This is a genomic window from Hyphomicrobiales bacterium, assembly GCA_039989895.1.
Classification (GTDB): Bacteria; Pseudomonadota; Alphaproteobacteria; order Rhizobiales; family JACESI01; genus JACESI01.
In genome coordinates, this window is sequence record JBDXGY010000004.1 from 175,057 (window position 1) to 201,744 (window position 26,688).

The following is a 26,688-nucleotide window of genomic DNA, read 5'->3' on the forward strand; positions in this document are numbered from 1 at the left end:
CATTTCTGAAGCATCGAGTTACTCTGGGTCTTTGCCACCGTGCTTCAACCAATAGTCACGCACGTACTTAACTGCACCACGGCCATACCGGAAGAAACTACCCCAAACCTGTTGATTATCCGGGACAACATCGATCGGACGGGGAATTCCATGAAAAACCAAGATACTGGTTTCCTCTAATGGCTCTTTAGGCTTCACGAATCTATTGATAAGCGGCGGCGCCATTAAATGGCGTTTGAAGCTAATAACCGTGGGGTGTGACCAAAATTTCATACTCTTTACATAATGAGTTACAAATCGCTGCTCATTTCTGAATTGCTTACAAGCCCCCACAGGATCTGCAGCATAAATTTCATACAAATAACTCAATTCGCCAAGATTAAATGCAAAGATGCTCGTTTGACCGTTAATCTGCCAACTACGAAAATAATCCACAAAACGTCTCCACTCACGAATTAGGATTATTTCACCTTCGGCTTCTATGAGTGGCTTTAAATCACCATATATAATTGTGTCTAAATCAATAAAAAGCGCCCGCCCCTTTAGACCGTATAGGTCAGGCTGGAACAAAACTAACTTCGGCCAGCAGCCTCGGCGTGTAAAAGCATCTGTGACGAGAGGGTCAGGAATCGGATAACATTCCACACCATCAACGATCCCGTCTTCATTATCTGTGAGACAAACGAATTTGTGGGGAATATTCAGATTTGCTTGAACTGCATGGTAAAGAACATTGACGTAATCGGATGAATATAATTCACCCCATTTCATGCAGATAACAACTGGAAGATTATCATTATCCATTTTTTATTCCGACTATCTCGTGCTTAAAATTAAATGTCGAAAACATAAATAGCAATATTTCCATACGTTACACGTGAATAAAGGAAGGATAAGGCTGTAGCAAGATAAATAAAATGATGAAACACGAAGAATGAATCTTCGAACGCTCCAGCTAGAAAAGAGCAAGGTCATGGTAGGCGCGGAGGGACTCGAACCCCCGACCAGACCGTTATGAGCGGTCGGCTCTAACCAACTGAGCTACACGCCCTACCAATATTCCGCCTCTTTGAGCCAGAATATTCTCGCTATACCATGAAGTGTGCAGGAAACAAGCGAGCGACTAAAATAAATCTAGCATTTGGTGAATTATACGCCAAAATACAGCCGTAACCACAAATCATATGACAAAATCAAAATCTCGCCACAAGCGCGGTAGAAAATCTACCCTCAGACTTTACAAATAATCAGAAGAAGAACGGACATTCATACATGACATTACAGCTCGCAAAACGATTATCTTTACAACTTGCCACGGCAATAGTTTTCTTGATGTTGTTCCCTGTTCTATCAACTGTTTCAACACACCTACCTAATCAATCAGCCCATGCCGCAGAAACACATCGCCCCGTGCCTGTACTTTCAGTATCAGGAACCGGCATCGTCAATGCCGAACCGGATATTGCCTATATCTCGTCTGGTGTGATCAGCGAGGCTAAAACTGCACAAAAGGCTTTGGATCAAAACAACAAGAAGATGGCAGACATCTTCGGTGTTTTGACGAAAATAGGCATTGAAAGAAAACATATACAAACATCCAATTTTTCGGTGCAACCGCGTTACAATCACTATCGCCCCAAACCAGGCGAGGTTCAAAAAGCACCCAAGATTGTTGGCTATACAGTGCACAATACCGTCACAGTAAAAGTAATTGATCTTGCAAAACTGGGAAAAACCATCACTGAAGTTGTTCAATTCGGCTCCAATCAGCTGGGCAACATTCGCTTTGATCTTTCCAACAAACAAGAACTGCTTGATCAAGCACGCAGCGCCGCCGTGCTTGATGCAAAGCGTAAAGCCGAAATATACACATCAGCCGCAGGTGTTAAAATCGGCAGGCTTGTATCCTTATCAGAAGGCACACGCCACATTAACCGACCAAAGGTGCAAAGCTATGCGCGCACCGCAAAACTTGAAGCAGCACCAACCCCAGTATCAGGCGGCGAACAGCAACTCTCATTCACTGTCGCAATCAAATGGGAAATCGAGCAATAACCTCTATACCGGTCATAATATTGTGGGAACGCATTTTTTGCCCCTCGAAAGCAAATTAAGTGTTGTCTCGCAAAACAAAAACCGATATGGAGCGCCAACCGCGAAGGCTGGTCCGTAAGGGCTCAGCCCCACTCCGGGACATCTACTGGTTGGGGAGAGCGACATGCGCAACGACGACGCCCTCTTCCAATTGGGGATGGACTTGGAGGCTCTAACCGATATTGAGCCGAGAAGCACCACCCAAACGGAAGACAATACGACTACGAATTTAACGTCATTCTCAAAGCATAAGCATGATGAGAATACGGTTGAAAAATCATCTTCCACGAGTGAACCTTCACTCGATTATTTTGTGACCAAAGACGGGGAAACTTTCGCTGGTTCACATATTATTATTGACCTTTATGACGCCGAAGGTCTGAACGATCAGGTGCGCATCAAAAGTGCTATGCTGGAATGTGTTGAACAGGCTGGCGCGACACTCTTGCACATTCACCTGCACCCTTTTGAGCCGACCGGCGTGAGCGGCGTGGCTGTTCTGGCCGAAAGCCATATCTCGGTGCACACATGGCCCGAAAATGGCTATGCAGCCTTTGATGTCTTCATGTGCGGCGACACAAAGCCAGAAACCTGCATCGACATCTTATCGCACGCCTTTAATGCAGGCCGCGTTGAAGTGAAGCAGTTAAAACGTGGCACAGATGTGTTAAATGGCTCCGCCAACACCGCCACGGCAAATGGTCCCCTGATAGGCCTTTAGATCATGACAGATGAAGCCAACCAAAACGCACCAGTCCGCAGCGGCTGGGTCGGCGAAACGCTCCATGCCGACGTTCAATTCTCATTCAAGGCAGACCAAGTGCTTTATGAGCAAAAAACTGATGAATGGCATTTGCAGCTGATCGAAAATCCTTTTTTCGGCAAGGTCTTGATGCTTGATGGCATAACGCAGGTCACAAGCCGTGATGAGTTCATCTATCACGAGATGATGGCCCATGTGCCCATCCTCGCGCACGGCGCTGTAAAAGAAATCTTAATTGTCGGCGGTGGCGATTGCGGCATGGCCGAAGAAGCCTTGAAGCATAACGAGGTCACACGCCTTACACAGGTTGAGATTGATCAATCAGTGGTCGATTTTTCTAAGGAACATTTTGCGAGCTTCAATGCACCAGTCTTCAACGATCCCCGCTTTGATCTCATCATTGATGATGGCGCAAAATTTGTCGCTGAAACAGACCGCCGCTTTGATGTCATCATGATTGATTCAACCGATCCAATCGGCCCGGGCGCTGTACTCTTCACGCAAGAATTTTACCGCAATTGCCACCGCTGCCTCAACCAAGGCGGCGTGCTTGTCACACAAAGCGGCGTGCCCTTCTTACAAGAAGACGAGCTTGTAACCTCGATCCAGCGTTTCACTCAAATCTTCAAAGATGCAAGCGCTTATATAGCGGCCATCCCAACCTATATCGGCGGCCATATGGCGCTTGGCTGGGCGAGCGATAATGCGGCTTTAAAAGACATCCCCGTTGATGTTTTGGCTGAGCGTTTCAAAGCGGCTAATTTTGAAACACGCTATTACACCCCTGAGGTGCACAAAGCCGCCTTCGCGCTACCCAAATTCATTCATGATGCCGTTGAAAGGGGACGCGCATGACCCATGCAGCCATCCACAACCGCATCTATGATTTCTTTGACAAGAACGACGCGCCAAGCCCCTGCATCGTGATCGACACGCAAATTGTGGCCGATAATTTCAAAGCCTTCCAGCGCGCCATGCCTGAAACCGCGATTTATTACGCGATCAAAGCCAATCCCGCGCCTGAAATTCTGCGCCTCTTGGCAAGCCTCGGCTCCTCGTTTGATGCAGCCTCCATCACAGAAGTCGAAATGGCGCTCGCGGCCGGTGCGGCGGCTGACAAACTGTCTTTCAGCAACACCATCAAAAAAGAAGCCGACATCGCCAAAGCACACCGCCTCGGCGTCACGCTGTTTGCGGTTGATTGTATTGCCGAAGTTGAAAAGGTCGCACGCGCGGCCCCCGGCGCTTCTGTCTTCTGCCGCATTTTGACCGATAACGAGGGCGCCGAATGGCCACTGTCGCGCAAATTTGGCTGTGATGCATCCATGGCCTTAGAAGTGCTCGATCGCGCCCGCCAGCTTGGGTTACAGCCTAATGGCATCTCATTTCACGTCGGCTCACAACAAACCAACATTGATGCATGGGATCAGGCAATCGCCCAATCAGCGGTCCTGTTCAAAAAGTGCGAAGAGCGCGGCATGGAACTTAAAAGCGTCAATCTTGGCGGCGGATTTCCAACGCAATATCTGAGCGATATTCCCGACACCGACAATTACAGCACCGCGATTTATGACAGCTTAAAGCGTCATTTTGGCAACCGCATTCCAGCAACCATGATCGAGCCGGGGCGCGGCATGGTCGGCAATGCGGGCATCATCAAAAGCGAAGTTGTGCTGATTTCACAAAAATCAGAAACCGACCCCACACGCTGGGTCTATCTTGATATCGGCAAATTCGGCGGCTTGGCGGAAACCATGGATGAAGCGATCCGCTATCCCTTCCGCCATCGCGATGAAGACGGCGAGACCAGCGCTTGCGTCATTGCGGGACCAACCTGCGACGGCATGGATATTTTATACGAAAAAAACCCCTACCCGCTGCCCCTGTCACTGACAATCGGCGATGAGCTTTTCATTGAAAACACCGGCGCCTATACAACAACTTATGCCTCAAACGGCTTCAACGGATTTGCCCCTTTAAAGCAGGTGGTGATTTGAGGCGGGAGTGTTAAGAACACGCCTTGGGATGACGAGGAGATTAATTTGCTACCGATCATCCTCACGTCGCCGTAAAATACCTCGTGGTCCCACATCATCATTTTGTTTATTTTTGTTATCTTTCAGATCAGCAAATAACGCTTGCAATGCTTCCTGAATATCTGGAGATTCATTAGCCATAAACTCCGTCACTTGAACTTCGCGTTCAACAAGCCAGTCTCCGGCTTTGCCAATCATAGGAGATTTGGCGCCGTAATTGCCAGAAACTGCACTTAACGCAAAGGTCGTGATCACAGTAATAACGAAATTCTTCGCTGATTGGGTGCTGCGTGTACCAGCTTTTACCGCTTGATAACCCTCTCTCTCCAAAGCTTGTAGAAGCGAAATCATCAAATCTCTATCTTCTGCAGAGATAAGATCATGCTCTCCCGCGCTTTTAAAAACCACAGCCGCCTGAGGGGCAAAAAGCTTGGGGTCATCTAAAAAGGCACCAGTGTTATCATCAAGTTCTCTTGCCGTAGGAAAATTACGAACCCACGGGGCGGCCGTTCTGATGAGATCGGAGAACATGCGCACAATATCAGGATCAAGTGGCGACTTATTTCCGACGGGTACAGCTTTTAAGTCAGCATTATATTGCAAAAATGACGCAAGCGTAATCGTTGCATCATAAAGCAGTGCAATTTCCTGAGGAATTTCTTTAAGCGGTTTATCTACTAAGGCAACAAACTTAGATATTGCGTCTTCAAAATTATCCCACCCAACAATATCCTCAATGCCTTCACATCTTCTGGCAAAATCACGAGCTTTTTGGCGTAATGGAGCATGAAGTTGTTGTGTTACTTTGCTGCGGGTGGCTGCAACATCATCTTCGTTTTCATCGTAGACAATCCGGTATAGATCATCATCTTGCACCCAATTATTGCCTAATCTGCCTTGACCAATTGTGGTGAGCGCCTCAAGCGCTGGAATCTCAGTATCCCCAACGTCTTCCTCACCCTCCCTCTCCCGTGCCTCGGCCAAGGCTTCATCAATCAAGCGCTGCATTTCAGCGTTGAGGGCAGATGGTTCGCCTTGCCACAGTTTCTTATCCATCTGGGCGATATTGAGATCGAGTTTTTCGACAATATCATCAGGAGCCATGATTGTTGGGCGACCATGAAGGCGCGCTTCATACCAATTGATAGAGACCTGCCAGCTCTCATCCGCCTCCAGCAGTTCGCGAACGAGATCACCCCACTCAATTTCTATCCACGCTGGCATCCCATCAGCTTCTATCCACGCTGGCACCCCATCAGGCCACAAAGGCTGAGCTGCTAGAGTGGCGGTAGCGTCATCTCCCTTACTCTCAAGCCAACGACAATCCTCTGTCAGCACTTCCCAAAAGATAGCGGCCGCGTGAGTGGTGTGGGTGGCGGCGGCGATAGCGGCGGTGGCGTGATCGGCGGCGCGGGTGGCGTAGGCGGCGTAGGTGGCGACGTAGGCGGCGGCGCGGTGGGTGGCGTAGGCGGAGGCGGCGGCATTGGCAGCAAGCGCGGAGGCGGCAATCTTGATGGTGCGTGCAACAGCCGAAGCGTCGTTGGCGGCGCTGGCGGCGTCAGTGGTGGCGAAGACAAAATCCCAATCTTTATCATGGGTCGGATGTTTCGCCGCGACCCATGATAAAGTATTCGCCCATAAGGTGGGCGAAACAATGATTTTATCAAAATCTTTGAGATGCGCGGTATCACCAACCAGCGGAAAGACACGCAGCGCAGTGCGGCTTGCTAAGGTGATTGAAACCTCACGCGGTTTTCCCTCAAGCCATTTCTCAAAGTCTTCCTTAGAGCTAATCTTCAATTCAGCCATGCATCATCCGCCTTCTTGATCCCGCATCAAGAGTAACGGGCCTCAAGAGGTGATGCAAATGCGATGCGGGTGTTGGGGCAAACTAACCCCGAAATAAAAAACCCCGCTGGGCGCACCATGCGGGGTTTTTGTTAGACTTGAAAATATCTCGCGTTTTAAGCAGCGCCATCACGTGCTTCAACAACACCGGCAATGGAAATACCAAGCAGCGTATGACCAATGAGGGATGCTTGTGAAAGCGCGTTGAAACCGAAGAACGGTGGGAAGCCTGCGAATAAATGCGCCATAATATACATAGCAAACACATAAAGCGCGACGCCATAAACCGCCCCTGTCACAAACCAAGGCAATTGCGGCATCACAGCGCGTGAGATCGGGCGCGCACCAATAATATAGCCGAGCGGAAAGGCAATCAGGCCAGTGAGAAGATGAACGCCATTGGCCACGGCAGTGCCTACCGCACCGGATTTAGCAGCACCTAAAGCTGCAAAGGTCTCCTTGCCAATGCCGAGCGATGATTTAACCAGACCGACCGGCGACAAAGAACCGCCCATATAAAAAGGTGCAAAGACTTTGGCCCAAATTTCCCAAACAGTCAGAGAAACCGCGCCCGCAATGAGTGCTGTTATAAGAATTTGTTTAATCGAAATACCGGAGACAGGCCGGTCCAAAGTTGCTGTTAGCATATGATGTTCCTTAAATATAAAACATGGGAGGAAGCAGTAACCGCAGAACATTGCGGCTCAATTACAAACAACAGGTAGGAATGAGAAAACAAAATTCCAATCACCGATCATTAAATAATCCGTTATTGAAATGTGAGGAGATATAGAAAAGAGTAATAAATGCAGAAGTTATCTAAGAAGCCGCGTTACCATCATCTGAATGGACGACAACGGCAAGTTCTTTCAACCAAGTAACTTCATCCATATCGACGCCTAGCAATTTGCCGCATCGTTGCGCAAATTTATTTTCACAAACATGAAGCTCGTTATCACACACCGCGATTTCCCACATTTCACGAATACAATCAGCGCACTCAATGGGTGTTGAATTTTCTTTAATATAGGCGACCAGCTCATCAAGGCTCGGCTCGTGCTCATTATCCGCACAAAGCTCATCACATAAAGCCTGACCATTTTTTTCATCAAGGTCGAATTTTGCACGGGCTATTTTCTTAATAAGCTCTATTTCTTGTGTTCTGATTTTTCGATCTTCACGCATCATCAGCACAGTCATAACAAGACGCGCTAACGATCTTCTATAATGTGAATGAGAAAAAATTTGCGGTGCAGCGATTGCATACGCATCCAAAAAATTTTCTATATCAAGAGACATCCCCACCCCCAAAATATTCACTCACCAACAAGCGTTGGAATAACGCCATAAACAAAGATAGTTCAAGTCTAAATAGAAAAACACAGTGTCTATTAACGCACCATGAACAGATCATGCGCAGGCTTAATAGGGCGTATTATCCCTAAAAAATATACTCGCCTTGCTCATCGATTAAATATTTGGCTTTACTTTCAGTAGCCCGCACGGCCTCTTCCAGACTAGAAAAGACGTCCGCCCGAACAAGAAAATGTTCCTTGAGCGTCCCGTCAATCTCTTTAGTGATCTTGCCTGCAAGACGAAATTGCCCGCCCTCGGCTTTCGGCTTAGCTACAATCTCATAACCCTTGTAAGAGACACTAGGAGAACTATTCTTCCCAAAACCTTCGCCTTGAGTGTTGCTATCCGTGCCACCAAAAAGCCTTTTTAAAAATGACATACCGAAAGCCTTTCAACTGGTAACGGCTTATTCGTTATCAGCTATCGAGGAAAGAACGCAACTTGCGTGAACGGCTTGGGTGCTTGAGTTTGCGCAAGGCTTTCGCCTCAATTTGACGAATACGCTCACGGGTCACAGAAAACTGCTGGCCAACTTCTTCCAACGTGTGGTCTGTGTTCATGCCAATACCAAAACGCATCCGCAAAACACGCTCTTCACGCGGGGTAAGAGAAGCCAACACGCGGGTTGTTGTCTCCCTAAGGTTGCCCTGAATTGCCGCATCAATCGGCAAAATAGCGTTTTTATCTTCGATGAAATCACCCAAGTGGCTGTCTTCCTCATCGCCAATCGGCGTTTCCAGCGAAATCGGTTCTTTGGCAATTTTCAAAACCTTGCGTACTTTTTCCAAAGGCATCGCAAGCTTCGATGACAATTCTTCCGGCGTTGGTTCGCGGCCAATTTCATGCAGCATCTGGCGCGAGGTGCGCACAATCTTGTTGATCGTCTCAATCATATGCACCGGAATACGAATGGTGCGCGCTTGGTCAGCGATTGAACGCGTGATCGCCTGACGGATCCACCATGTCGCATAGGTCGAGAATTTATAACCACGACGATATTCGAATTTATCAACCGCTTTCATCAGACCAATATTACCCTCTTGAATGAGGTCAAGGAATTGCAGGCCACGGTTTGTGTATTTCTTCGCAATCGAAATCACGAGACGCAGATTAGCTTCGACCATTTCTTTCTTGGCTTGACGCGCTTCGCGCTCGCCCTTTTGCACCATGTGCACAATCTTACGGAATTCAATGGTTTCAAGACCAGTTTCAGAGGCCAGCATCTGGATCTCACCGCGAAGGTCACCGATCCGGGTTGGTTCAGAACTTGAAAACTCTTTCCAGCCGCGTCCTTTAAGACCGGTAATTTTATCAAGCCAGTTTGGGTCAAGTTCTGAGCCTTGATAATGCTCAATGAATTGCTCACGTTTCACGCCATAAGATTCAGCCAACCGCAACAGGCGACCTTCAAAACCGATCAGACGTTTGTTGATATCATAAAGCTGTTCAACCAGCGCTTCGATACGATGTTGGTTCAAGGACAGCGACTTCACGTCTGCTTCAATCTGCTCACGCAGTTCTTGCATCTTACCGCCGTCGGCTTTTGATTGTTTTTTATCTGCTAGTTTGCTCTCAACCAACTTATCTTGCAGTTTGCGTAATTTGGCATAATTGGAAGCGATGTCATCAAATTTTTCAACAACTTCAGGCTTCAGCTCCGCTTCCATCGCAGCAAGAGAGATGCTGTTTTCCATATCATCATCATCGTCATCTTCATCGTCATTATCTGCATCTAAGCTTTCCGCGTTCTCAGCTTCAGCCTTCTTTTCTTCTTCTTCTTTTTTCTCTTCCTCTGTGGGCGCAGAGGGAACATTTTTTGCGTCAGGGCCTGCATAAGTAGCTTCAAGGTCGATAATATCGCGTAGCAGAATTTTCTCTTCCGCTAATTCATCGCGCCAGATAATAATCGCCTGAAACGTCAATGGGCTTTCACAAAGACCCGCAATCATTGCCTCACGGCCAGCCTCAATACGCTTGGCAATGGCAATTTCGCCCTCACGTGACAAAAGCTCAACAGACCCCATCTCACGCAAATACATGCGCACAGGGTCGTCGGTTCTATCGGTCGGCTCTTTCTTTTTGGTTGTCGTGACAGCAGATGATTTTGTCGCCTCGACAAGCTCGCCCCCTTCTGACTCCGTTTCCTCTTCGTCATCCTCAACCACATTGATACCCATCTCAGACAACATGGACATAGTGTCTTCAATTTGCTCTGAAGTAACCTCATCCGACGGCATGACTTTGTTGAGTTGATCATAAGTGACATAGCCGCGCATTTTTGCAGCCTTAATCATCTTTTTGACTTCAGCATTATTCAGGTCAAGTAACGGGCCCTCAGGCGTATCCGCTTGATTTTCGGACGCTTCTTTTTTTGCCGTCGCTTTAGTTGCCATTAAAATTTCTCCAATGAAACGCAGACTGATGTCCACTTAGAGCTGCCATCAGGCCAACTCTCCATAATTATTCTCATTCACCAATATGAGTCAGCACTTATGCACTCCACAACGCACAGTAGCGACAGATTAAAAACCCATCGCCTAGTGTTTAGTTCATGTGTATTAAGTCACTATTAACTCTGTTCGCGAACTGATCTCCATAACCCGTACTCATCGCAGCCCCAATTCATCAAGACTGGTGAGAATCCAATTTATAACGCTCATAATTATCATTGATATGGCTCACTCTCTCAAAGTGGTTCATACTGCCGACATAGTATCCAGACTATCAATGAGAATATCAGTCCCATCGACATTGACAATTTGTGCATTCACGTCCAGCAGCCTTTCAAGATTTAATTCGCTTTCGTCATTTGCGTAAGCGCTCTCGGCTGCTCTCAACTCTTTATTTAATGTATGTGCGCGGTGATGCAAGGCCAGAGCTTGTTTCCAGCCGCATTCTGCCACAGAATCTGGTGCATTTACCCCAATTTGCCAAAATGGGAGGCTCAAGAGGGCATTTTCGAGGTGTAAAATCTCGTCAAGCAAGCCCCGCTCCATCATTTTTTCACGCAATTGAGCCGCCGAAATATCTTCCCCATCAGAGTAACAATCAATAAGCGCTCCTTGAATGCGCTTCAAAGACGGGTTCTTAAAGCTAAGTTCCGCGAAGTCTTCAAGGTGATCACCGAGCAATACCGGATGGTTCAAGAGCGTAACAACCAACACAAGCTCGCGGGCAATCAGTGGCGTATTTAAACGGCCATAGTTACGGCTTGTCAGCGCGGTTTTGCGCAATTCCTCGCTGACTTGAGATCCCAAATGCTGGCCAACGCCAAACCGACCGCCTGCCTGTCCTTTATTTTGATAAGAACCATCATAAGACGACCGGTAGCCCCCTTGATTGCCCCTTTGATTACCACGACCATAGGAGTGAGCACGCCCCCCACTGTTTGGCCTGAAGAATACCTGCATGCGCTCACGAAAAGCTTGCTCATAATAGCGACGCACATTCGGATCTGAAATCAAACGGATAAGACTTGAGATTTTAGCCTCTAGAGCCGCTTTACGCTCTGGTGTATTGTAAACACCTTTTTCAGTCTCCCGCACCCAAATCATATCGGAGAGCGAGCGCGCGGATCCCAAAAGATCCTCCATCGCGTCAACACCATCAATCTTGAGAAGATCATCAGGATCCTGACCGTCTGGCAGCATTGTAAACTGAATGGTTTTACCTGGTGCCAATTGAGGAAGGGCCACATCGATAGACCGGCTGGCTGCGCGAATACCTGCTTCATCGCCGTCAAAACACAAAATCGGCTCGTCAGCCATCTTCCACAAAAGCCGCAGTTGATCCTCTGTCAAAGCCGTGCCCAAAGGCGCGACAGCCTCATTGATCCCTGCCTGCGCAAGCGCAATCACATCCATATAGCCTTCAACCACGATAATGCGGCCTTTATCAAAGGCAACTTTACGCGCACTCGCGGCATTATAAAGGATAGAACGCTTTGAAAACAAAGGCGTTTCAGGTGAATTCATATATTTGGCCGGATTATCCGCTGACATCGCCCGCCCACCAAATGCAATCACCCTTTCGCGCAGATCAAGGATCGGAAACATGATGCGATCGCGGAATTTGTCATATGATACCGGAATATCAGGCCCCGCCACCACCAAGCCCGCCTCAACCATCTGACCGTGTTCAATCCCTTTGGCTGCTAGATACTGCTTCAAGCCAGAGCGATTGCGCGGGGCAAAACCTATTCCAAAGCGGCGTTGTGTCTCCAAGCTCAGTCCGCGCTGCTGCAAATAGCCACGCGCCGCCGCACCCTCTTTGTCTTGCAGTTGCTCAAGAAAATACTGCTGCGCCAGTGCTGTCACATCATAAAGGGATGCTCGCTTTTTCTCCTGCTCAATCATGCGCGGATCAGATTTTGGCAGTTCAACCCCTGCCTCATCAGCAAGCTGCTCTACCGCTTCAGGAAAGGAGAGGCCTTCTTTTTCTGTCAGAAAACGAAAATGATCCCCGTGCACCCCACAACCGAAGCAATGATAAATCCCCTTGCGGTCATCCACATGGAATGACGGTGTCTTTTCATTATGAAACGGACAGCAAGCCCAAAAATCACCCTTTTGCGGCTGGCTTTTGCGCTTGTCATAGCTCACCCGCCGCCCGACAATGTCAGACAGCGTCAGTCTATCTCGGATGTCATCCAAAAGCTGAGGAGTAAAGCGCGCCATAGTGAATATCTACCGATACTTTAAAGAAAGAGCCATAGTAGATTTTGCAATCCATCAATGCTTGTTGTGATTTAAAGAATCTAACTGTGAATTACGGGTATAATTGGTTTGGTTCAAAGAATCTCGATCAATAAACAAAGCCCGGCGATTTTCAAAAGGCACCGGTCGACATAATCAAACGGTTCTAAGTACCAAGGGCGCATAACCTGCATATCAAAAAGGGATTCATCATCCGTTTCTAAAATGGCATATTCATTGACCACATAGGTGACAGGCGTCTCGCTATCACTATCACGCGGTATTTTGCGTATAACCCACAACAAGCTGAGAGCTGCCCAACAGAAACAAAACCCCACAATCAGGTAAAAATCATTTCCTCCATGAGAGGACAAGGACATTTGCTCTATCAGTAAGAAGCCTAGCCCAATGAAAACAGCAAAAAACACCAGTGCTGTGGCATTTTGAGACAAGGCAGGAAGCGGCACCTGCGGATCCCGATAGGCCTGCCAAAGCGACCCAAAGGCTATAAAAAAACAAACGAGCGGTATCAACAGCCCCATAAATGGCCTATCCGAGCAATTCTTTTACAAAACTAGATGCCTTACCAAAATCCATTTGTCCTGGATATTTGCCTTTCAGCTCACCCATCACCTTACCCATATCCCGCAATCCTTCTGCACCACAGCTTGATATCGCGTTATGACATGCGGTCTTTGTTTCATCCGGGTCCATTTGTTTGGGTAAAAAGCGCTGGATGACTGTAATCTCCTCGCGCTCACCTTCAGCCAGCTCTAGCCGCCCAGCCTCTTCATAAATCGTAGCTGACTCCTCTCGCTGCTTCACCATTTTGGAGAGCACCTCGAGAATTTCCTCATCGCTGATACGTCCATCGCCGCCATTTCGTTGCGAGATATCACGATCTTTAATCGCTGCTGTAATCAATCGAAGGGTGTTGATTTCGCATTTATTGCGGTCTTGCATAGCCGATTTTAGGGCCGATGAAATTTCATCACGCATACGCTAATGCTCACTTTGTTTGACTGTAGAATTAAACTTCACCGATATTAATGAGGGCTGTTTCCACAGGCAACCAGTTTAATTTTTGTAAGTCATTGATATTATTTAATTTTATATTTTATCAAAAAGTTGACGTGCGAATTTCTTTCTCTTATCACACTTTTGATCTCTGGAACGTCGCGCTTTTCGCACCCTCACATGAGGGTCTTTCCCCCAAACAAATGGGGCGATAAAGGTGAAACACGACCAGAATAACACGTCAGATTTGGAACTGACTGATACCGGCACACTATTGAGGTAAACACTATGAGCGTATGGCAAGACCCAACACCAACCGCACTTTTGGTGCTGGCTGATGGAACCGTCATTCAAGGCATGGGACTTGGCGCAGAAGGAACAGCCGTCGCAGAAGTCTGTTTCAATACCGCAATCACCGGTTATCAGGAAATTCTGACCGATCCCTCTTATGCGGGTCAAATCGTCACCTTCACCTTTCCTCACATCGGCAATGTAGGCACCAATGACGAAGACATGGAAACAGTGGATGAAGCCAGCCAAAGCGGCGTGCGTGGCTGTGTCATCAAAGCAGATATCACAGAGCCTTCAAACTACCGCACCACCCGCCACCTCGATCAATGGCTAAAAGCGCGAAATATCATCGGCCTTTGCGGCATCGACACCCGCGCGCTCACCAATCTGGTGCGTGAAAACGGCATGCCCAATGCAGTCATCGCGTATAACGCCGACGGCAATTTCGACATCGATGCGCTTAAAAAACAAGCGTCCGAATGGTCTGGATTAGAAGGAACGGATTTAGCAAAAACCGTCACTTCTGAAAATTCTTACGAGTGGTCGGAAACACCATGGGTATGGGATGAAGGTTACAAAAAAACATCAGACACACCTTATCATGTTGTGGCTCTCGATTTCGGTGTCAAACGCAACATCTTGCGCCTTTTGGCCGGTCTTGGCTGCAAGGTCACCGTCCTGCCCGCAAGCGCCACTGCCGATGAAGTAATGGCGCTCAAACCAGACGGTGTGTTTTTATCAAACGGCCCGGGTGATCCCGCCGCAACCGGCGCTTACGCCCTTACAACAATCAAAGCGATTGTTGCCGCCGACATTCCAACATTCGGCATTTGTCTCGGTCACCAAATGCTGGGTCTTGCCCTTGGCGCGAAGACATCAAAAATGCACCAAGGCCACCATGGCGCAAACCATCCAGTAAAAGACCACACGACCAGCAAGGTCGAAATCGTCTCCATGAACCACGGTTTCGCGGTTGATAGCGACAGCCTGCCTGATGGCGTTACAGAGACCCATGTCTCCCTGTTTGATGGTTCAAATTGCGGGCTGCAACTAGAAGGCAAGCCGGTGTTCTCCGTCCAACATCACCCCGAAGCCTCCCCCGGCCCGCAAGATTCTCATTACCTCTTCCGCCGCTTCGTCAACCTAATGCGCGCACGCCGCAAGGAAGCTCTCTTGCCGGAACATGAGAAGGCTTAAAAGCTGAGATGAAAATGAAATGGCCGATGATAATATCATCAGCCATTTTCAATTAATATTTAAATGTCAGCTGCGCATAGATTTGATCTACATCGCGATCAAAGCGCGGGGATGCCGTTGTTACAGGCCCACTAAAATCAGGGTCGAAAGAGCTCTAAAAAAAGTATACGATTTCCCACTAAGTTACGATGAACAAAGGGCACTCATGTTTTTACGCGCTTTCTATATTGCCGTTGTGGTTGGCACCATTCTTAATTTAATCAATCAATGGTCCGCCATATGGACTTTTGAGAACATTAATTATTTAACGATGGGTCTGACATATTGTGTGCCGTTTTGTGTATCCCTGTTCAGTTCATGGCTATCCGAGAGAGCGCATAGGAAACAGGTCGAGGCAGATGATCTAGTTTCGTCCGAAAAAACAAAAAGTTGATAATCTTAGGCCTGACGCCTGCTGCGGCGGGTATCAAGTCCCGATAACTTCAACAAAAGCCCGCCAAACAACAAGCCCAACAGCGCCCCGAAAGACCCGTAAACAGCACCGCTTGAGGTTGCTGGCAGACCGACCATATAATCATCCAGCACACCTTTAAGCACTTTTTGATCCGCTTCGCGAAAGACATAAATCGGTTTGTTGAGGTCACTCGTGGTTTTAAATGCCGCCTCTTGTGTGCGTAAAGCATCAAATCGCTCAATCGCCACACTCATCGAAGCTCCCCGATCATGCAAAAACTTCTCTGGTGATTTATTATAAAGCTGCAAGGCGGAAGTACGGTCTAGCCCGTTTTTGGCAACATCCGCATCAAAACGCTCAATCACTGTGCGCAATTCATCGATTGCTCCGCCAAGACGTTGTTGATACTGCGTAGCAATCTCAGGCGCCTGACAAAATAGCGCAGCCCCCACAAAGCCCATAACGATCACAACCAATTTTCCGAACAAATGAAATTCCTCTTCATGTTCAAATTCTAGGTCAAAAACTCAAAACAAACCTAAAGCTGAGCTGAATTAAACGTATCACAAGCCTCTAGTTCACCAGTCTTATAGCCACGGCCAAACCAGCGTTTTCGTTGTTCTGATGTGCCATGATTGAAACTTTCCGGCACAACATAGCCTTGCGTACGGCGTTGTATCGCATCATCGCCAATTTGTGTGGCAGCATTAAGAGCCTCATCAATATCGCCAGCTTCTAGGTAACCTTTACCTGACGCATAATTCGCCCAGATACCCGCAAAACAATCAGCCTGAAGCTCAACACGAATAGACATCGCGTTTTCTTCTGCTTTACTCATGGAACGACGACGTTTGTTGAACTCTGGCAAAACACCGATCAGGTTTTGCACATGATGACCCACCTCATGCGCCAGCACATAGGCCTGCGCAAAATCACCGGGTGCTTCAAAACGACGGCGAAGCTCCTCATAAAAACTCAAATCAATATAGACCTTGCTGTCTGCTGGGCAATAAAACGGACCAGATGCTGAGGTCGCAGCCCCGCAGGCAGAGCGCGTTTGACCAGTGAAGAGCTGCAAAACAGGCTTTTGATATTGGGCATTGCGGGCAGCAAACGCTTGTTCCCAAGCATCTTCCGTATCCGCAAGTACAACCCGCATAAACTGGCTCATCTCATCATCAGCGACTTGGCTGCCAGTGTGCTGTTGCTGTATTTGTTGCTGACCGCCACTCAAAAGACCATCAAGCCCACCAGTGCCTCCGCCGCCACCAAGTAAAGTGAGCGGATTAATGCCAAATACAAAATAAGCAATCAGCCCAAAGATAATCAGTCCGATTGTACTCCCGCCACCAGCACGGCGCACACCGCGCCGACCCCTTGGTAGTCTCAAACCACCGCGCCCGCCTCGACTAATACGGCCACGGCCTCGAACATCCTCGACTTGAGAACTCTGTCTACGACCCTTCCAGCGCATATCACTTCCTCTGATTTACTACTCACACAACAATTTATAACGAGCACACAGCGATTTGTCGCCAAAAAATGCCACCTAGCCCATCAAATGACATTAAGAAAACCAAAAAGACCTAAAAATGACAAAGCCAATGAATCGTGAGTCAAAGCGCGTCAACTAAGCAATTTTCCCTATCGATAATAGGATTTATTTAGCAATTGCGAGATTGCGGTGGATTATCTGCTTGAAAATCATCATTTACAGTCAAATACCTCTTTCCAACTCGAACAGCTTTGCCTATAGAAAGGCCTTAGCCAGAAAATTTGAACAAGCCACCCGGCCGCTTCTCCCGCGTCCGGGTTTTTTGCGAAACACACACGCTAAATGAGCAGTTATTAATGCCAAAACGTACAGATATAAAGTCCATCCTCATCGTCGGTGCCGGTCCTATTGTGATCGGTCAGGCTTGCGAGTTTGATTATTCAGGAACACAGGCCTGCAAAGCTCTCAAGACTGAAGGCTATCGAATTATTCTCGTCAATTCCAATCCAGCCACGATCATGACAGATCCGGAATTGGCTGATGCAACATATATTGAGCCGATCACACCAGACATTGTTGCCAAAATTATCGAGAAAGAACGCCCCGACGCTATTTTGCCAACAATGGGCGGCCAAACCGCGCTTAACTGCGCCTTGTCTTTGCGTCGCATGGGTACGCTGGAAAAATTTGGCGTCGAAATGATCGGCGCGACTGCCGAAGCGATCGACAAAGCCGAAGATCGCGACCTCTTCCGCACAGCCATGCAGAAAATCGGCCTCGACACACCCCGCGCTGCTTTTGTGAACACATCAGACCTCAAAAAACGCTTTGAAGACGAATATGAGCAACGCCGCGCGGCTGTTGAAAGACAAAACGACGCCTCAGATAAGATTGAAGAAACCTTGAAAGCCTTCGAAGATCGCTGGCTTGAAGGCGAACGCAACCGTCGTGAAGAGCACCGCCTCACCGCTCAAATGCAAGCTTTGAAGGCGAGTGAAATCACTGGCCTTCCCGCCATCGTACGCCCAAGCTTCACCATGGGCGGTCAAGGCGGCGGCATCGCCTATACGCTTGAAGAACTTTATGATCTCGTGCTCTCCGGCGTTGAAGCATCCCCAACAGACGAAGTTCTGGTTGAAGAAAGTGTGCTTGGTTGGAAAGAATTCGAGATGGAAGTGGTTCGCGACAAAGCGGACAATTGCATCATCATCTGTTCAATTGAAAATATTGACCCGATGGGCGTACACACTGGCGACAGTATCACCGTCGCGCCCGCCCTCACTTTGACCGACAAAGAATACCAAATGATGCGCAATGCCTCGATCGCAGTTCTGCGTGAAATCGGCGTTGAAACCGGTGGTTCAAACGTACAATTCGCGGTCAACCCGGCTGATGGCCGTCTCGTCGTCATTGAAATGAACCCACGCGTTTCCCGCTCATCCGCGCTTGCCTCAAAAGCAACCGGCTTCCCGATTGCCAAGGTAGCCGCTCGTCTTGCTGTGGGCTATACGCTCGATGAGCTTGATAATGACATCACCGGCGGCGCGACACCCGCATCCTTCGAGCCAAGCATCGATTATGTGGTTACTAAAATTCCGCGCTTTGCCTTTGAAAAATTCCCCGGTGCAAAAGCAAATCTCACCACAGCTATGAAATCTGTTGGTGAAGTCATGGCAATTGGCCGCACCTTTACGGAGAGCTTACAAAAAGCCCTGCGCGGTCTTGAAACTGGCCTTGATGGTCTTGATGACATTGAAATCGAAGGCTACCGAGAGGGTCAAGAAAAAGACGCGATCCGCGCTGCACTCGGCACACCAACCCCCGACCGTCTGTTGCAAGTCGGCCAAGCCATGCGTCTTGGATGGGATAATGAGTTCATCCACTCGTTCTGCAAAATTGATCCATGGTTCTTAGAGCAAATGCGCGATATTGTAGACATGGAAAACAAACTGCGCGAACACGGCCTGCCGACAACTGAAAAGTCCATGCGCGCTGTTAAAGCCATGGGCTTTTCTGACGCACGGCTTGCCAAAATATGCTCAATCACAGAAGAGGATACCCGTAAGCACCGCGAGAATTTCAACGTGCATCCCGTCTATAAACGCATCGATACATGCGCTGCCGAATTCGCCTCGCCAACCGCCTATATGTATTCCACTTACGAGGTTCCCTTTGCCGGTAGTGTGCGTTCAGAGGCGCATCCATCTGATCACAAAAAGGTTGTGATCCTAGGCGGCGGACCCAACCGCATCGGCCAAGGTATTGAGTTCGATTATTGTTGTTGTCATGCCTGTTTCTCTCTCTCAGATGCTGGCTATGAGACCATCATGATAAACTGTAATCCCGAAACAGTTTCGACCGATTACGACACATCAGATCGCCTTTATTTTGAACCACTGACCACGGAAGATGTGCTGGAAGTTTTGCGCACAGAGCAACAAGCCGGCACCTTGCATGGCGTCATCGTGCAATTTGGTGGTCAAACACCGCTCAAGCTAGCGAACGATCTAGAAGCCGCAGGCATTCCTATTCTCGGCACCACGCCAGATGCAATTGATCTGGCAGAAGACCGTGATCGCTTCCAAGCGCTTTTAAATGATCTTGACCTCAAACAACCCAATAACGGCATTGCCCGTTCGCGCGATGAAGCGAAAACCATTATCGATCGCATTGGCTATCCAGCCGTCATTCGTCCCTCTTATGTTTTGGGTGGGCGCGGCATGGAAATCGTCCGGGATGATGCCCATTTTGAACGCTACATCAATGAGGCAGTTATTGTTTCAGGTGACACACCCGTCTTGATCGACAGCTATCTAACCAATGCGACTGAGATAGATGTTGATTGTCTATGCGACGGTGAAGATACCTTTGTCTGCGGCATTATGGAACATATCGAAGAAGCTGGCATTCACTCCGGTGATAGCGCCTGTTCGCTACCGCCGCATTCATTGCCTGATGACATCATTGAAGCACTGAAAGAACAAACCCGCGCCATGGCCTTGGCCCTTAAAGTGGGGGGCTTGATGAACGTCCAGTTTGCGGTCAAAGATGGTACAATATACGTCATCGAAGTAAATCCACGCGCCTCGCGCACCGTGCCTTTTGTTGCCAAGACGATTGGCGAATCTATTGCAAAAATAGCCGCCCGCATCATGGCTGGTGAAAAACTTGCAAGCTTCAATCTCTCCGATAAACCACTCAGCCATGTTGCCGTCAAAGAAGCGGTCTTCCCGTTTGCTCGCTTCCCAGGCGTTGACACTGTGCTTGGCCCCGAAATGCGTTCAACCGGCGAAGTCATGGGTCTTGATAAGAGCTTCCCGATCGCCTTTGCAAAATCACAACTTGGCGCCGGCGCCAATGTGCCAACGTCTGGCAATGTATTTGTCTCTATACGCTCAAACGACAAACCGCTCATTCTCGATGCGATGAAACTGTTGCAAAAAACAGGGTTCAAAATCATCGCAACGAGCGGCACCCAGTCTTATCTGCAAGAACACGGAATTGACGCAAAGCGCATCAATAAAGTGCTTGAAGGCCGCCCGCACGTGGTCGATGCAATTAAAAATGGTGAGATTCAACTGGTGTTTAATACGACCGAAGGCTCAAAAGCACTTGCAGATAGTCGCTCACTGCGTCAGGCTGCTCTTCTAAATAAAGTTCCGTATTACACAACACTCTCGGGCTCGGTAGCCGCTGCTCAAGGTATTGAGGCATATGCCAATGACGACGTCGAAGTACGTTCGTTACAATCTTATTTCTCATAAGCTTTGATCATCTACCCACAAAAGACAAAATAGGAGAAGTCCAATGGTCGAAAAAGTACCAATGACCATTAGCGGTTATAAAATGCTGGAAGAAGAACTGAAAGATCGCCAGCAGAATATACGTCAACGCATCATCAGCGAGATTGAAGAAGCGCGCGCCCATGGTGACCTTTCTGAAAACGCCGAATATCATGCTGCTAAAGAAGCCCAGAGCATGAATGAAGGTCGCATTATGGAGCTTGAGGACAAACTTGGCCGTGCGGAAATAATTGATACTTCAAAAATGACGGGCAGTATCATCAGATTTGGAGCAACTGTGAAACTGGTTGATGAAGATACCGACGAGGAAAAAACCTACCAAATTGTTGGTGATCTCGAATCGGATCTGAAACTGGGAAAAATTTCCATCTCATCCCCCATCGCCCGCGCTATGATAGGCAAAGAAGTCGGTGATTCAATCGAAGTAACCGCGCCGGGTGGCACAAAAGCCTATGAAATCCTTGAAGTGAATTATATCTAGGACCCGTCCCACTTAATTAACCTGCATTCGCATTCAATATGACAAGAGATACAAGGAAAAGCTTGAAGAGAAAGGCCTGATTAAGCCGCACCACACAACTCTGATTGCTGCTCACGGTCAGACCTTGGACGCCATGCCCGAAATAATATCTAAGATTAGACGCTATTTTGAACAATAGTTCCTTGTAGGATTCCCCCAAAAGCTCAATTTATCAAACAACATCCACAGCCAATTGGGTTTTGTCCCCCAGTGCGCTTGACCACGCCCATGACAAAGGCATTATCACCGAGACAAACGATAACAATTATAAAGAGCTGACCAATGCACACCAAAGTCCTCATTATTGGCTCCGGCCCCGCTGGTTACACAGCAGCTGTTTACGCAGCACGCGCAATGTTGGCGCCTGTCCTTGTGACAGGCATAGAACAAGGGGGCCAACTGACCATCACCACTGAAGTTGAAAACTATCCTGGCTTTGCCGATCCCATTCAAGGGCCATGGCTGATGGAACAGATGAAAGCACAAGCTGAAAATGTCGGGACCAAACTGGTAAGTGACACAATTGTCAGCTTTGATACACAAAGCCGCCCTTTCAAAGCTGTAGGCGATAGCGGCGAGACTTACACCGCTGATACAGTCATCATTGCAACTGGCGCCAAAGCAAAATGGCTTGGCATTCCATCAGAACAAACGTTTATGGGCTTTGGGGTATCAGCTTGCGCTACCTGCGATGGGTTTTTCTATCGTGACAAAAAAGTTGCCGTTGTCGGCGGCGGCAATACAGCCGTGGAAGAGGCGCTTTATCTTGCCAATCTCGCAGAGAAAGTAATCCTTATTCATCGTCGTGACGAATTGCGGTCTGAAAAGATTTTACAAGAACGCTTATTTGCAAATCCAAAGATTGAAGTGATGTGGGACAGCGCCCTTGAAGAGATTACTGGCGAGCAGAAAATCCCACCTTCGGTGACCGGTCTTAATATCAAAAACACAAAAACTGGTGAAATCAGCGCAATCGACATAGACGGCGTTTTCATAGCCATCGGCCACGCACCTGCAGTTAGCCTTTTCAAAGACAAAATGAAGATGCGCGACAATGGCTATCTTTGGACCGCCCCAGACTCAACCGCCACAGATATTCCCGGCGTTTTTGCAGCTGGCGATGTGACGGACGATATTTATCGACAAGCTGTAACGGCAGCGGGTTTGGGTTGTATGGCAGCACTTGAAGCAGAAAAATTTATCGCTGAGAACGAAACTAAACTTGCCGAAGAAGCAGCAGAATAACCACTTTAGGGACACATAAAGATGGATTGGGATAAACTGCGAATTTTTCACGCCACAGCAGAAGCAGGTAGCTTTACCCATGCTGGTGACACCTTGAATCTCAGCCAGTCAGCAGTAAGTCGTCAAGTCAGTGCCCTTGAATACGATCTTGGCGTCACTTTATTTAATCGTCATGCCCGTGGCCTTGTTTTAACAGAACAAGGCGATGATCTTTTTCGTACTGCCCATGATGTCTTCATGAATTTGGAAGCGGCTAAAATGCGGCTGACAGATAGCAAGGAACGGCCAACAGGCACCTTGCGTGTCACCACCAATGTCGGTCTTGGCAGCACATGGCTTATCGCACGGATCAATAACTTTATTGATCTCTATCCGGAAATTGACCTACAACTACAATTGGTTGATACAGAACTCGATCTCAATAAGCGTGAATCAGATGTTGCTATTCGCCTGCATCAACCAACACAACCTGACCTCATTCAACGCAAGCTTTTCACGGTCCATTTTCACCTCTATGCCTCAGCAGATTATCTCAAACGCTTCGGTCCTTTTACCGATCTCAAAGATATAGATAAACACCGTATTGTCGCCTTTGGGAGACCAACGCCAGACCACCTTAAAGACCTAAACTGGATGCTGCGCGTCAATATGGAAGGGCGCAATGAACGCACGCCCACCCTCACCGTCAATAATTTGCAAGCCATGAAAAAAGCGGCCCAACGCGGTGTTGGCGTTGCTTTGCTACCTGATTATGTTGTCGACAAAGAACCAGGGCTTGTGCAGCTTCCTGTTACTGGCGATGTGCCGTCCTTTGATTCCTACTTCGTCTACACTGAAGACATGCGCTCATCCGCACGCGTTCAAGCCTTCCGAGATTTTCTCGTATCCGAAGCACAAAAATGGGCGTTTTAAGGCGCTCAACCAAGGCTTGACCTTGTGGTCTAAATAGACAGCACCAAAATGCACATCCCAAGACCAAGTCTTGGGATGATGATGAAGAAAGTTTGCGGCTCAAATCTTATGTATAAAGGCGCTCACTGCTTGGAATATCTTTATAAAGATCAGCCACATACTCGCCATAGCCGTTAAACATGAGCGTTGGCACTTTGTTGCCGGTTTGCAAAACGCGCTCTTGTGCTTGGCTCCAGCGACGGTGATTGACTTCCGGATTCACATTCGCCCAGAAACCATATTCTGCATCTTGCAATGATTCCCAAAAGCTAACCGGGCGCTTATCCGTGAATGTAAATTTCACAAGCGACTTGATCGATTTGAAACCATATTTCCATGGCACAGCAAGACGCAGCGGCGCCCCAAATTGTTTGGCCATTGGCTTGCCATATGTACCCGTTACAAGGAATGTCAGCTCATTCATGGCCTCTGCCATGGTCAAGCCCTCAACATAAGGCCAAGGCTGATAGGTCGCGCGCTGACCGCTAGCCATTTCTGGATCGTGAAATGTTTCCATACGCACATATTTTGCTGACGAGAGAGGTTTAGCAAAGTTGATCAATTCAGACATTTGAAAACCAGACCAAGGAATCGTCATAGACCACGCCTCGACACAACGATGGCGATAAAGCCGTTCTTCGAGTTTCATCTTAGGGATCAATGTATCGATATCGACCGTTTGTTCTTTTTCCACCATGCCATCAAAGGTGATGGTCCAAGGCCGTGTCTGCAAAGCTTGTGCTGCACGGGCAATGCGTTTGTGAGAGCCAAACTCATAAAAGTTATTGTAGGATTCATTCACGTCTTGCGGGGTCAGTTCACGATCAAGTTTGTATTTCTGATTGCGACGCATGGGATAAAATTTCAATGTGGGATCCGGCTTTGCATCGCTCGCGGTTTCTTCGCTTCCAAAAATTGAATCAATCCAGTCACCCACTGTGCTTTGAGCCTGTGCTTGATCTGGAAGTATGAGGCTACCCGCAGCAAGGCCTCCAGCCGCCACAAGCTGGCGGCGGTTCAGATAGTCACTTTCAGGAGTTGCCTGATTTTCAGGGATTTCCCAGCCGCGAGGTTTTTTGATAAGCATAACAATCTCCACAACAGTGTATAAGCGTCAAAATACGCTCTTTATTCATTATAATATACGTCGAGGAAACTGAACAAGCGCCCAACAGCGACAACATTTAGTGGAAAGTTTAATCAACATTACGTTACGAACACGTGAACACTTTCATAAAGGCCGCTGCATATGCCGATGCGGAATCTCCGCTTCCTCATATTGTTCACCATAAGCCACAAAGCCGATCTTTTCATAAAAAGGAACTGCATAACTCTGAGCATCGAGCTTAGCATTGCTAATATTTGCCTGTTTTCGCCCCCATGACAGCATAAAATTCACAAGATCAAAGCCTACGTTACGCCCGCGCATTTCTTTTAAAATAGCGATGCGCTGTAGTTTGATGATGTCATCATAGATCTGTGCCCGAGCTGTACCAATATCACGACCCGTTTTCTCATCAACCGCAATAAAATGAAACGCCCCATCATCCAGCGCGTCCCATTCAATCGATGGGTCAATTGCTTGCTCAACAACAAAAACCTCCTGACGAATGGCATGAGCGCGGACAATCATTGCCGCCTCCTTGCCAACCTCAAAGCGAAGCGTCAAAACAAGCCTCTAGCGTATTGAATTACAAAAACGCTGAATACGCTCACAAGCTTCCGTCAGCGCTTCTGTCGAAGTCGCATAGGAAATACGGAAGTTTGGACCAAGACCAAAAGCCGACCCATGCACCACCGCAACGCCTTCTTGTTCCAAAAGCTCGGTTACAAAATCCTCGTCCGTTTCAATTATCTTGCCACTTTCTGTCGTCTTGCCGATGCAAGACTTACATGACGGATAAACATAAAACGCGCCTTCAGGCATCGGGCATTCAATTCCTTTTGCCTGATTGAGCATAGAAACCACGAGATTACGACGCTGTTCAAAAGCATCACGACGTTCTGGGATAAAGTCCTGTGTCCCGTTCAGTGCTTCAACTGCCGCCCATTGCGCTACCGAACAAGCACCAGATGTTGACTGACCTTGCACCTTTGTCATGCCCTTAATCAGTTCAATGGGGCCGGCTGCATAACCAATACGCCAACCTGTCATAGCATAGGCTTTTGAGACACCATTCATGGTCAGCGTGCGGTCATAAAGCTTTGGTTCAACTTCTGCCGGTGTTGCAAATTTGAAACCGTCATAACAAAGATGCTCATACATATCGTCGGTTAAAATCCACACATGAGGATGCTTCAACAAAACATCTGTCAGCGCTTTTAATTCATCATGACTATAAGCCGCCCCTGATGGGTTTGATGGAGAGTTAAAAATCAACCATTTGGTTTTTGGCGTGATAGCAGCTTCCAATGTAGCAGCGCTGAGTTTGAAGTTATCTTCAATCCTTGCTTCGGCAAAAACCGGTTCACCACCATTAAGGAGAACCATATCAGGATAGCTCACCCAATAAGGTGTGGGAATAATAACCTCATCACCGGGGTTCAAAGTGGCCGCAAAGGCATTAAACAAAATCTGCTTGCCGCCCGTGCCAACAATCACCTGATCGGCGGTATAGTCGAGACCGTTCTCGCGCTTATATTTCGCGACAATCGCCTCACGCAACTCAATGATACCAGGCACAGGCGTATATTTCGTCTCACCCCGATTAATTGCATCAATAGCTGCCGCCTTGATGTTATCAGGTGTATCAAAGTCCGGCTCACCAGCGCCAAGGCCAATGATATCACGCCCTTCAGCTTTCAACTCACGCGCTTTAGCTGACACAGCAATCGTTGCAGAAGGCTTCACACGTGAAAGAGTGTCCGAAAGAAAGGCCATGACGAGGGTCTCCAATATATCATGATTTAATCCGCGCGGACCC

23 protein-coding genes and 1 tRNA gene are annotated in these 26,688 nt (G+C 48.0%); 9 read left to right on the top strand and 15 right to left on the bottom strand.

What is annotated here, in order from left to right:
* Positions 1-18 precede the first annotated feature (18 nt).
* Positions 19-804, bottom strand: a complete 786-nt coding sequence (locus tag ABJ081_04170; protein MEP6355858.1) for a hypothetical protein — start codon at positions 802-804, stop codon at positions 19-21.
* A 170-nt stretch (positions 805-974) separates the two neighbouring features.
* Positions 975-1,051 (bottom strand) — tRNA-Ile (locus tag ABJ081_04175).
* Positions 1,052-1,272: 221 nt separating this feature from the next.
* On the opposite strand from ABJ081_04175, the gene ABJ081_04180 reads away from it, so the two are divergent.
* From ABJ081_04180 to ABJ081_04195, 4 genes are all read left to right on the top strand, one after another.
* Positions 1,273-2,055, top strand: a complete 783-nt coding sequence (locus ABJ081_04180) for an SIMPL domain-containing protein (protein ID MEP6355859.1) — start codon at positions 1,273-1,275, stop codon at positions 2,053-2,055.
* A 163-nt stretch (positions 2,056-2,218) separates the two neighbouring features.
* Positions 2,219-2,815 (top strand): adenosylmethionine decarboxylase, encoded by a 597-nt coding sequence (speD, locus tag ABJ081_04185; protein MEP6355860.1) that lies wholly within the window; start codon positions 2,219-2,221, stop codon positions 2,813-2,815.
* Positions 2,816-2,818: 3 nt separating this feature from the next.
* A complete protein-coding gene (gene speE / locus ABJ081_04190; protein MEP6355861.1) occupies positions 2,819-3,712 on the top strand; it encodes a polyamine aminopropyltransferase in 894 nt (297 codons plus the stop codon).
* Positions 3,709-4,854 carry a type III PLP-dependent enzyme gene (locus ABJ081_04195; GenBank protein ID MEP6355862.1) on the top strand — a complete coding sequence of 382 codons (1,146 nt, stop codon included), beginning with the start codon at positions 3,709-3,711 and terminating at the stop codon, positions 4,852-4,854. Before speE ends, ABJ081_04195 begins: the two co-directional genes overlap by 4 nt.
* Before the next feature lie 48 nt (positions 4,855-4,902).
* On the opposite strand, the gene ABJ081_04200 is transcribed toward ABJ081_04195, so the two are convergent.
* The 8 genes from ABJ081_04200 to ABJ081_04235 form a co-directional block, all read right to left on the bottom strand.
* Complete coding sequence (locus ABJ081_04200; protein ID MEP6355863.1) at positions 4,903-6,702, bottom strand: hypothetical protein; 1,800 nt, start codon at positions 6,700-6,702, stop codon at positions 4,903-4,905.
* A 155-nt stretch (positions 6,703-6,857) separates the two neighbouring features.
* Entirely contained in the window at positions 6,858-7,388 is a 531-nt protein-coding gene (locus ABJ081_04205) for a hypothetical protein (GenBank protein ID MEP6355864.1), read from the bottom strand.
* Between the two features lie 172 nt (positions 7,389-7,560).
* Positions 7,561-8,040: a TerB family tellurite resistance protein gene (locus ABJ081_04210; GenBank protein MEP6355865.1), complete on the bottom strand. Its 480-nt coding sequence runs from the start codon at positions 8,038-8,040 to the stop codon at positions 7,561-7,563.
* Positions 8,041-8,182: 142 nt separating this feature from the next.
* On the bottom strand, positions 8,183-8,476 hold the full coding sequence (locus tag ABJ081_04215; protein ID MEP6355866.1) for an HlyU family transcriptional regulator: 294 nt from the start codon (positions 8,474-8,476) through the stop codon (positions 8,183-8,185).
* 37 nt (positions 8,477-8,513) lie between these two features.
* Positions 8,514-10,490, bottom strand: a complete 1,977-nt coding sequence (gene rpoD / locus ABJ081_04220; protein ID MEP6355867.1) for an RNA polymerase sigma factor RpoD — start codon at positions 10,488-10,490, stop codon at positions 8,514-8,516.
* A 303-nt stretch (positions 10,491-10,793) separates the two neighbouring features.
* Entirely contained in the window at positions 10,794-12,773 is a 1,980-nt protein-coding gene (gene dnaG, locus ABJ081_04225; protein ID MEP6355868.1) for a DNA primase, read from the bottom strand.
* A gap of 113 nt (positions 12,774-12,886) precedes the next feature.
* Positions 12,887-13,333 (bottom strand): hypothetical protein, encoded by a 447-nt coding sequence (locus ABJ081_04230; GenBank protein MEP6355869.1) that lies wholly within the window; start codon positions 13,331-13,333, stop codon positions 12,887-12,889.
* Between the two features lie 7 nt (positions 13,334-13,340).
* Complete coding sequence (locus tag ABJ081_04235) at positions 13,341-13,790, bottom strand: GatB/YqeY domain-containing protein (GenBank protein ID MEP6355870.1); 450 nt, start codon at positions 13,788-13,790, stop codon at positions 13,341-13,343.
* 306 nt (positions 13,791-14,096) lie between these two features.
* On the opposite strand from ABJ081_04235, the gene carA reads away from it, so the two are divergent.
* On the top strand, positions 14,097-15,296 hold the full coding sequence (carA, locus tag ABJ081_04240; GenBank protein ID MEP6355871.1) for a glutamine-hydrolyzing carbamoyl-phosphate synthase small subunit: 1,200 nt from the start codon (positions 14,097-14,099) through the stop codon (positions 15,294-15,296).
* A gap of 438 nt (positions 15,297-15,734) precedes the next feature.
* On the opposite strand, the gene ABJ081_04245 is transcribed toward carA, so the two are convergent.
* Positions 15,735-16,238, bottom strand: coding sequence for a DUF2937 family protein (locus ABJ081_04245; GenBank protein ID MEP6355872.1), 504 nt, complete (start codon positions 16,236-16,238; stop codon positions 15,735-15,737).
* 50 nt (positions 16,239-16,288) lie between these two features.
* Complete coding sequence (locus ABJ081_04250) at positions 16,289-17,224, bottom strand: neutral zinc metallopeptidase (GenBank protein ID MEP6355873.1); 936 nt, start codon at positions 17,222-17,224, stop codon at positions 16,289-16,291.
* A gap of 377 nt (positions 17,225-17,601) precedes the next feature.
* Between ABJ081_04250 and carB the strand changes: the two genes are divergently transcribed.
* The 4 genes from carB to ABJ081_04270 all read left to right on the top strand — a co-directional run bounded on the left by carB (position 17,602) and on the right by ABJ081_04270 (position 23,725).
* Positions 17,602-21,009 carry a carbamoyl-phosphate synthase large subunit gene (gene carB / locus ABJ081_04255; GenBank protein ID MEP6355874.1) on the top strand — a complete coding sequence of 1,136 codons (3,408 nt, stop codon included), beginning with the start codon at positions 17,602-17,604 and terminating at the stop codon, positions 21,007-21,009.
* A gap of 43 nt (positions 21,010-21,052) precedes the next feature.
* Positions 21,053-21,529 (top strand): transcription elongation factor GreA, encoded by a 477-nt coding sequence (gene greA, locus ABJ081_04260; protein MEP6355875.1) that lies wholly within the window; start codon positions 21,053-21,055, stop codon positions 21,527-21,529.
* 321 nt (positions 21,530-21,850) lie between these two features.
* The gene (gene trxB / locus ABJ081_04265; protein MEP6355876.1) at positions 21,851-22,813 is read left to right on the top strand and encodes a thioredoxin-disulfide reductase; all 963 of its coding nucleotides are present in this window, start codon (positions 21,851-21,853) and stop codon (positions 22,811-22,813) included.
* Positions 22,814-22,834: 21 nt separating this feature from the next.
* Complete coding sequence (locus ABJ081_04270; GenBank protein MEP6355877.1) at positions 22,835-23,725, top strand: LysR family transcriptional regulator; 891 nt, start codon at positions 22,835-22,837, stop codon at positions 23,723-23,725.
* Between the two features lie 106 nt (positions 23,726-23,831).
* Here ABJ081_04270 and msrP read toward each other — a convergent pair whose 3' ends face one another.
* The 3 genes from msrP to ABJ081_04285 form a co-directional block, all read right to left on the bottom strand.
* Entirely contained in the window at positions 23,832-24,851 is a 1,020-nt protein-coding gene (gene msrP, locus ABJ081_04275) for a protein-methionine-sulfoxide reductase catalytic subunit MsrP (GenBank protein ID MEP6355878.1), read from the bottom strand.
* A 144-nt stretch (positions 24,852-24,995) separates the two neighbouring features.
* Positions 24,996-25,433: a GNAT family N-acetyltransferase gene (locus ABJ081_04280; protein MEP6355879.1), complete on the bottom strand. Its 438-nt coding sequence runs from the start codon at positions 25,431-25,433 to the stop codon at positions 24,996-24,998.
* A gap of 9 nt (positions 25,434-25,442) precedes the next feature.
* Positions 25,443-26,645 carry a pyridoxal phosphate-dependent aminotransferase gene (locus ABJ081_04285; GenBank protein ID MEP6355880.1) on the bottom strand — a complete coding sequence of 401 codons (1,203 nt, stop codon included), beginning with the start codon at positions 26,643-26,645 and terminating at the stop codon, positions 25,443-25,445.
* Between the last annotated feature and the right edge of the window lie 43 nt (positions 26,646-26,688).